The sequence below is a fragment of the Pseudoalteromonas sp. SW0106-04 genome (genome assembly GCF_001293805.1).
Lineage (GTDB): Bacteria > Pseudomonadota > Gammaproteobacteria > Enterobacterales > Alteromonadaceae > Pseudoalteromonas > Pseudoalteromonas ruthenica.
This window is the reverse complement of sequence record NZ_BCAI01000017.1, coordinates 64,951-71,197: the sequence shown is the minus strand read 5'-3', so window position 1 is coordinate 71,197 and position 6,247 is coordinate 64,951. Positions and strand designations below refer to the sequence as shown.

Sequence of the window (6,247 nt, the reverse complement as noted above, 5' to 3'; positions counted from 1 at the left end):
TTTCAAGGAGAGGCTGTGCCGGAGTTCAAAATACTCAATCACGTCATCGACTATATGGAATCTACAGGCTCAACTTATAAGCTCGTTACTCTTTCTGTTGACCAAGAACTTGTAGATCAGATAAATGAGGAAAACAAAACTTCATATTCGCTTGCTGAGCTAGAGAAAGCCACTGATAAGTGCTTGGCACATGAATGGCTTGAGCATGCAACACTTGGTGGTGGGAAATACGGTAGTTTAAGGATTACTCCTAAGGGTGTTGGTGCAGCAAGGTCTAAAAGAAAATCTGAGGAGCAAAAGGCTTCTAGAAGTCCTCTTAAAAAAGCGTCTGATTATGTCGAAGACCACAAAGGGCTATTTGTTGTTTTGGGCTTCTTATTAGCTTTAACAACTCTCTCACTAAAGATTTTTGGAGGGTGATATATGAAGGATAAAAGCTTTACAGTTGAATTGAAGTGTTTGTTTTGTGATTGCTCGTTAGAAGGGGATACTGAGAAAGAGTATGTTTCGGGAGATATGCTCGAATGCCAAAATTGCCATGAGCTTAATGATTATGATGCGCTAATTGATGTTGCTGCGGAAGAAGGTAAAGAGCTTGCAGCCGATTATGCGCAGAAAGAGATCGAGAAAATGCTAAAAAAGACATTCAAAAAATGAAACTTAGCAAGGCAATGAAAGATCGCCGGTAAAATACACCGGCTGGACGCCCAACACTCCGGTTGCTTTGTGTTGTCGCTGCGCTCCAAAATAACACAAAGCAGCCTACGTATTGGCCGCCCTTTATTGCGGCGTTATGAACTCGGAGAACAGATGGAACCTGATTTTACTAAATAGAGTTTGGACGAGTTAAAGGACGTAGAATCGGTAATTGACAGAATTCAATACCCTGAAAGGTATGAATTAGTTAAAAAACTAATCGCAGAAAAGTCTGTCGAGGCCTCTAAAGCTCAAAAACCGGAATTAGAAAAAGAGGAAGCTTTGAGAGAACTCCATAGAGAATATAAAAATCAAAAATCTAAGGTTTGGAAGATATTTCGTGGTGCAACTCTCATGTTTGTAACATTCAGAATGATACAATATCTCGATTGGACAATACAGCAGCAAATAATAGGTGCACTAGTTGTTTTCTGTATATATACAATCATTCTGGTAGGTTTAAACGAATATCAGTTTAATAAATTTAAGCGAAACTTTGGCAAGCGTACATAATAAGCTTATTAAGTGCTGGACTGCCAATGCTTGACTCACTTGCGCTTCGCTACACAATTTTAGCCAACTATTCCTCGCTCCTAAGAGGAGTTATATTTCATGAGGGTACTATGCAAAGAATCATGGCTCTTTTAGGTTTGATTTGTATGCCTTATGTGCATGCAGAATCAATCGACGGTTGTTACTTGGCGACTGATAAGATAACCAGTTTTTCATCTGAAGAGTCAGAAACTAAATCTACTTACGTAAAAATTTCAAGAGCTGCTGATTACTATTCAGTAGAAGGTGTTGTTTGGGGGCCTAATTTTCACATTTGCCGTATTGGTTCTCCCATTGAAGGCACTGATGGGCCGCTGCAAATGGACTATGCCGACAACAAGCTCGTTTATCGTCATAGAGAGTCTGAATACGATATTAATTGTGAGTTGGACGTTTCCTTCAAAGATAACACCTTAACAATAACGGACTCTAATCATCATTGCTCTAAGTACGTCTTTTATTGTGGCGCTTACATAGGGTTAGATAAAGTTGAATTACCAAAGGTAGAGCAAGGTTGCCTTTAAATTTCACATAACAAAGCTTTAAAGTTGGATACTCCGCATCGCATTTTAGCCAACAATTACTTGCCACTTAAGGCGCGTGAATATTATATTCAACACCAAGAAAAAGGGGCCTTGTATGGCCCCTTGTTTATTAGTCTGTGCCTATAAAGCCACCGGTTTGATGGGCCCACAGTTGGGCGTAAATTCCCCCTTGGGCGATAAGCTCTTGGTGTGTGCCTTGCTCAACAATATGGCCTTTGTCCATCACCACCAAGCGGTCCATTTGCGCTATGGTTGATAAGCGATGGGCAATGGCAATAACGGTTTTATTTTCCATTAAGGTATCTAGGCTCGCTTGAATCGCGGCTTCTACCTCAGAGTCTAAAGCTGATGTGGCTTCATCGAGCACTAAAATAGGGGCGTCTTTTAACAGTACGCGGGCAATCGCGATACGCTGGCGCTGGCCACCTGATAGCTTGACGCCGCGCTCACCTACTTGCGCATCCAGTCCTTTGTTGCCATGACTGTCTTCCAGTTCACTAACAAAGTCCCATGCCTCTGCTTTTTTCGCAGCGGCGATGATTTGCTCATCCGTGGCATCGGCTAAGCCATAACCGATATTTTCGCGCACGCTACGATGCAGCAGCGCGGTATCTTGCGACACCATAGCAATATGTTGGCGCAGGCTTTCCTGAGTAACCTGGTTTATCGGCGCATCATCAATACGAATGTGTCCTTGCTCGACATCATAAAAGCGCAGTAAGAGATTAACTAAGGTTGATTTACCGGCGCCAGAGCGACCAACAACCCCCACTTTTTCGCCAGCACCAATGTTTAGAGATAGCCCATCGAGCACCGGTGGGTGTGACGGGGTGATTGGCTTGGCATAATTGAAGGTGATGTTATTAAAGTCGATGCGCCCATGGGTCACCTTAAGCGTGTTGGCATCCTCAGCGTCGGTTATGGTTATGGGTTTCGTTAAGGTGTTCATGCCATCGGCAACGGTGCCGATATTTTCAAATAGGGCGCTGACTTCCCACATGATCCACTGCGCCATGCCGTTAAGGCGCAGTGCTAAACTAACGGCAATGGCAATGGCGCCGACGCTGATTAAACTAATAGACCAAAGGTAAATCGACAATGCCGCAATCACCGCCACCAAGCCGTAGTTAAGCAGCTGCACGCTCACTTGTAATTTAGTGACCAGACGCATTTGCCGATATACCGGATCTAAAAACAGCTCCATCGATTCACGGGCATATTGCTCCTCTCGCGATGAATGAGAGAACAGTTTGATAGTGGCGATATTGGTGTAGCTGTCAACAATACGGCCTGTCATTTGCGAGCGGGCTTCGGCTTGTTGCTCGGCGACCGCTTTAAGGCGCGGAATAAAATAACGCTGCACAGCGATATAACCTACAAGCCAGCCTAAAATTGGCATCATTAAACGCCAATCTGCCTGGCCAACAAAGAACAGCATGGCGGAAAAATACACCACAATATACACCGCGACATCCAGTAGCTTGATGACGGTTTCCCTTACCGCCAACGACGTTTGCATCACCTTAGTGGCTATGCGCCCGGCAAAGTCATCGGCATAAAAGCTCACACTTTGGCGCAGTAGGTAACGGTGCGCCAACCAGCGAATGGCCATGGGGTAATTACCGAGCAAGCTTTGGTGGAGAACGGCTGAGTGAACAAACACTAAAATTGGCAACAGCACGATAGTAACCAGGCCCATAAACCAAAGCGTATCGGTTTCGGTGCTTAACAGCTGTTCTGGGGTCGTCTGTCCAAGCCAGTCAACGAGCTGACCCATAAAGCTAAATAGCGAAACTTCAACAATGGCTAATAAGGCGGCGCTGATGGACATCACCGCCAGCGGCCAGCCCATGCCTTGGGTGTAATAACGGCAAAAAGCCCATAATCCCTTGGGTGGCGCGGTCGTTGTGCGCTCGGGAAAAGGGGCGGTTAATTTCTCGAAAAAGGAAAGCATAGCACCACACATAACTAACTGATTTAAGGCGTCAGTGTAGCGATTTTGCGGCGTAAAACCTAGCGCAACGAGTGTGCTAATTTTGCACCACTGTGGTGACTATGCCGACACCTAGCTACGCGCTTTGTGCTTGCTCCTTGAGCTCTGCAAGCATCATTTCGCGCATTTTAAACTTTTGTAATTTCCCGGTGACCGTCATCGGGTACTCTTCAACGATACGAATATACTTTGGCACTTTAAAGTAGGCGAGCTGGTCTTTTAGGTAGGCCCGAATTTGCGGCTCATCGATATCGCGGTTGTCCTTCGCTTTGAGCCACAAGCATACTTGCTCGCCAAATTTATCATCGGGGATACCAAAGACCGCCGCATCACTGACAGCGTCGTGCAAATACAGCACTTCTTCTATTTCGCGCGGATAAATGTTCTCGCCACCGCGAATGATCATATCTTTAATTCGGCCAACGATGGTCACGTAACCTTGCTCATCCATGACTCCTAAATCGCCAGAGTGTAGCCAGCCCTCAGCGTCGATAGTGGCGTTAGTTTTCGCTTCATCGCCCCAATAGCCTTGCATCACACAGTAGCCGCGAGCACAAATTTCACCCGGGCTACCAATGGCAGCGATTTGACCGCGTTCATCAATAATTTTAATTTCTGTGTGTGCCATTGCTCGGCCCACGGTTTGCACTTGTTTGTCAATTGGTGCGTCGGTTTGGGTAATATGGTTGATGGGGCTGCACTCTGTTTGCCCGTAACCAATCACCACTTCGCGCATATGAAAATCACTGTGTACTTTGCGCATCAATTCTTGCGGGCAGGTGCTGCCAGCCATGACTCCGGTGCGCAAGGTACTGAGATCGTACTGCTGAAAGTCGGGGTGCTCTAGTTGCGCAATAAACATCGTTGGTACGCCGTGGAGCGCCGTACAGCGCTCTTGCTCAACGCAGCTTAGGGTGCTGATTGCATCGAACGAGGGGGCTGGAAATATCGCACAGGCACCGCTGGCCAAACACACTAGATTGCCCAGCACCATGCCGAAGCAATGGTACAGGGGCACTGGAATACACAGTCTGTCTTTATCATTAAAGTGCATCGCTTGGGCAACCAGCAAACCGTTGTTTAAAATATTGCGGTGCGAGAGGGTGGCGCCTTTTGGGTTTCCGGTTGTGCCGGAGGTAAATTGAATATTAATGGCGTCATCAGGTCGAAGTTGCGCTTCAATAACCCGCATTTGCTGGTAGTGCGCATCCTCGCCCAGTTGTTGAACCGACTTAAATGATGTCATGCCGGCAAAAGCTTGCTCGGAGAGAATAATAACCTGCTCTAGAGTGGGCAGCGCCTGCAGCGTGGTTTTGCTACCGTCTTTTAATTCCGGTGCAAGCTGGTAGATCATGTCAACGTAGTTTGATGCTTTAAATTGCTCGGCCATCACCAAATACTTTACACCCACGTTGTTTATGGCAAAGGCCAACTCATGAGGACGATAGGCGGGATTAATGCACACCATAATGGCGCCAATTTTGGCGCTTGCGAATTGCACCAAGGACCATTCAATATTGTTGGGAGACCAAATGCCAACCCGATCCCCTGGCTGCACACCAAGAGCGAGTAAGCCCGCAGCGAGGCGCTCTATTTCCCGTAAATACTGGCGGTAAGTCCAACGGATCCCTTGGTGGCGCACCACAATCGCCTCATTGTCTGGGTGTTTGTCGACAATATAATCAAGATGCTCGGCGATGGTTCGCTCGCTAAGCGGCGTTGAAAATGAGCCTTGGTATTGGCTCAACGTTAACGGTAGTGAAGGGGAGTGATTGTCTTGTTGTTGCGGCATTGACTGCCTCCTTGCCCGGATAGATGTTGTCATTTTAGGTTCTTCAACACCTAATCAAGCACAGAGTGTCGACACTTTCCATTGTTTTGAGGTGATTTCTGTTGGAATTAGACTAAAGGTTTAGTTTTTGTCGACATAAAAAAGCGGGCCATGGGCCCGCTACATCGTCTTGGGGAGAGAAATAATTTAGCTTGTTGCTTCTTGCAGTGCCTTCATTTCATCGTGGCAAATTTGCATGCGTTCACGAAGCTGAGAAAGAACTTGTGCGCACTGAGGTGGCTGCGACTCTTCTAGTGCATCGTCGAACTCTTCAAGCACTTTATCTTCAACCTCTTCAAGGTGTTTGATATACGTGTGCTCTTCGTTACTCTTAATCGCGCTCATCACCTTAGTGTAGGTTTTACGTACATCAACCAAGGTGTCTGAGCCGGTTTCAATTTCGCCTTGCTCTTCAATGGCAAAGGGTTGCAAGTCGGTCACCGCTTTGTGCTTTTCATCGATCATGTTTTGGAACACGGTACGTACATCATTACTATCAATGTTGTCTTTGGCATCGGAGTAAAAATCAATGCCACCCTTTAGTACTTTGATAATGTCTGTGATTTTCTCTGAACGTTGCATTGTCATAATTGTGCTCCTTCAATTTTGAATTCGATTTAATAGGAGCAA

The 6,247-nt window shown here is 46.2% G+C and carries 7 protein-coding genes; 4 read left to right on the top strand and 3 right to left on the bottom strand.

Features of this window, described 5'->3' with window-relative positions:
- From W04_RS16595 to W04_RS16580, 4 genes are all read left to right on the top strand, one after another.
- Positions 1-420: hypothetical protein (locus tag W04_RS16595; protein WP_231658187.1), on the top strand; the 420-nt coding region annotated here is incomplete at its 5' end.
- A gap of 3 nt (positions 421-423) precedes the next feature.
- A complete protein-coding gene (locus W04_RS16590) occupies positions 424-657 on the top strand; it encodes a hypothetical protein (RefSeq protein ID WP_053911657.1) in 234 nt (77 codons plus the stop codon).
- A 180-nt stretch (positions 658-837) separates the two neighbouring features.
- Positions 838-1,209: a hypothetical protein gene (locus W04_RS16585; RefSeq protein WP_053911656.1), complete on the top strand. Its 372-nt coding sequence runs from the start codon at positions 838-840 to the stop codon at positions 1,207-1,209.
- 26 nt (positions 1,210-1,235) lie between these two features.
- Positions 1,236-1,772, top strand: coding sequence for a hypothetical protein (locus tag W04_RS16580; RefSeq protein ID WP_157576507.1), 537 nt, complete (start codon positions 1,236-1,238; stop codon positions 1,770-1,772).
- A gap of 130 nt (positions 1,773-1,902) precedes the next feature.
- Here W04_RS16580 and W04_RS16575 read toward each other — a convergent pair whose 3' ends face one another.
- The 3 genes from W04_RS16575 to W04_RS16565 form a co-directional block, all read right to left on the bottom strand.
- Positions 1,903-3,747 (bottom strand): ABC transporter ATP-binding protein, encoded by a 1,845-nt coding sequence (locus W04_RS16575; RefSeq protein ID WP_053911658.1) that lies wholly within the window; start codon positions 3,745-3,747, stop codon positions 1,903-1,905.
- Positions 3,748-3,862: 115 nt separating this feature from the next.
- Complete coding sequence (locus W04_RS16570; protein ID WP_053911654.1) at positions 3,863-5,578, bottom strand: AMP-binding protein; 1,716 nt, start codon at positions 5,576-5,578, stop codon at positions 3,863-3,865.
- Positions 5,579-5,764: 186 nt separating this feature from the next.
- A complete protein-coding gene (locus tag W04_RS16565) occupies positions 5,765-6,205 on the bottom strand; it encodes a PA2169 family four-helix-bundle protein (RefSeq protein WP_053911653.1) in 441 nt (146 codons plus the stop codon).
- Between the last annotated feature and the right edge of the window lie 42 nt (positions 6,206-6,247).

Coding starts and splice junctions, on each gene's coding strand:
- W04_RS16575 (WP_053911658.1), bottom strand. CDS start 3,747: ATGCTTTCCTTTTTCGAGAAATTAACCGCCCCTTTTCCCGAGCGCACA.
- W04_RS16590 (WP_053911657.1), top strand. CDS start 424: ATGAAGGATAAAAGCTTTACAGTTGAATTGAAGTGTTTGTTTTGTGAT.
- W04_RS16580 (WP_157576507.1), top strand. CDS start 1,236: ATGCTTGACTCACTTGCGCTTCGCTACACAATTTTAGCCAACTATTCC.
- W04_RS16565 (WP_053911653.1), bottom strand. CDS start 6,205: ATGACAATGCAACGTTCAGAGAAAATCACAGACATTATCAAAGTACTA.
- W04_RS16570 (WP_053911654.1), bottom strand. CDS start 5,578: ATGCCGCAACAACAAGACAATCACTCCCCTTCACTACCGTTAACGTTG.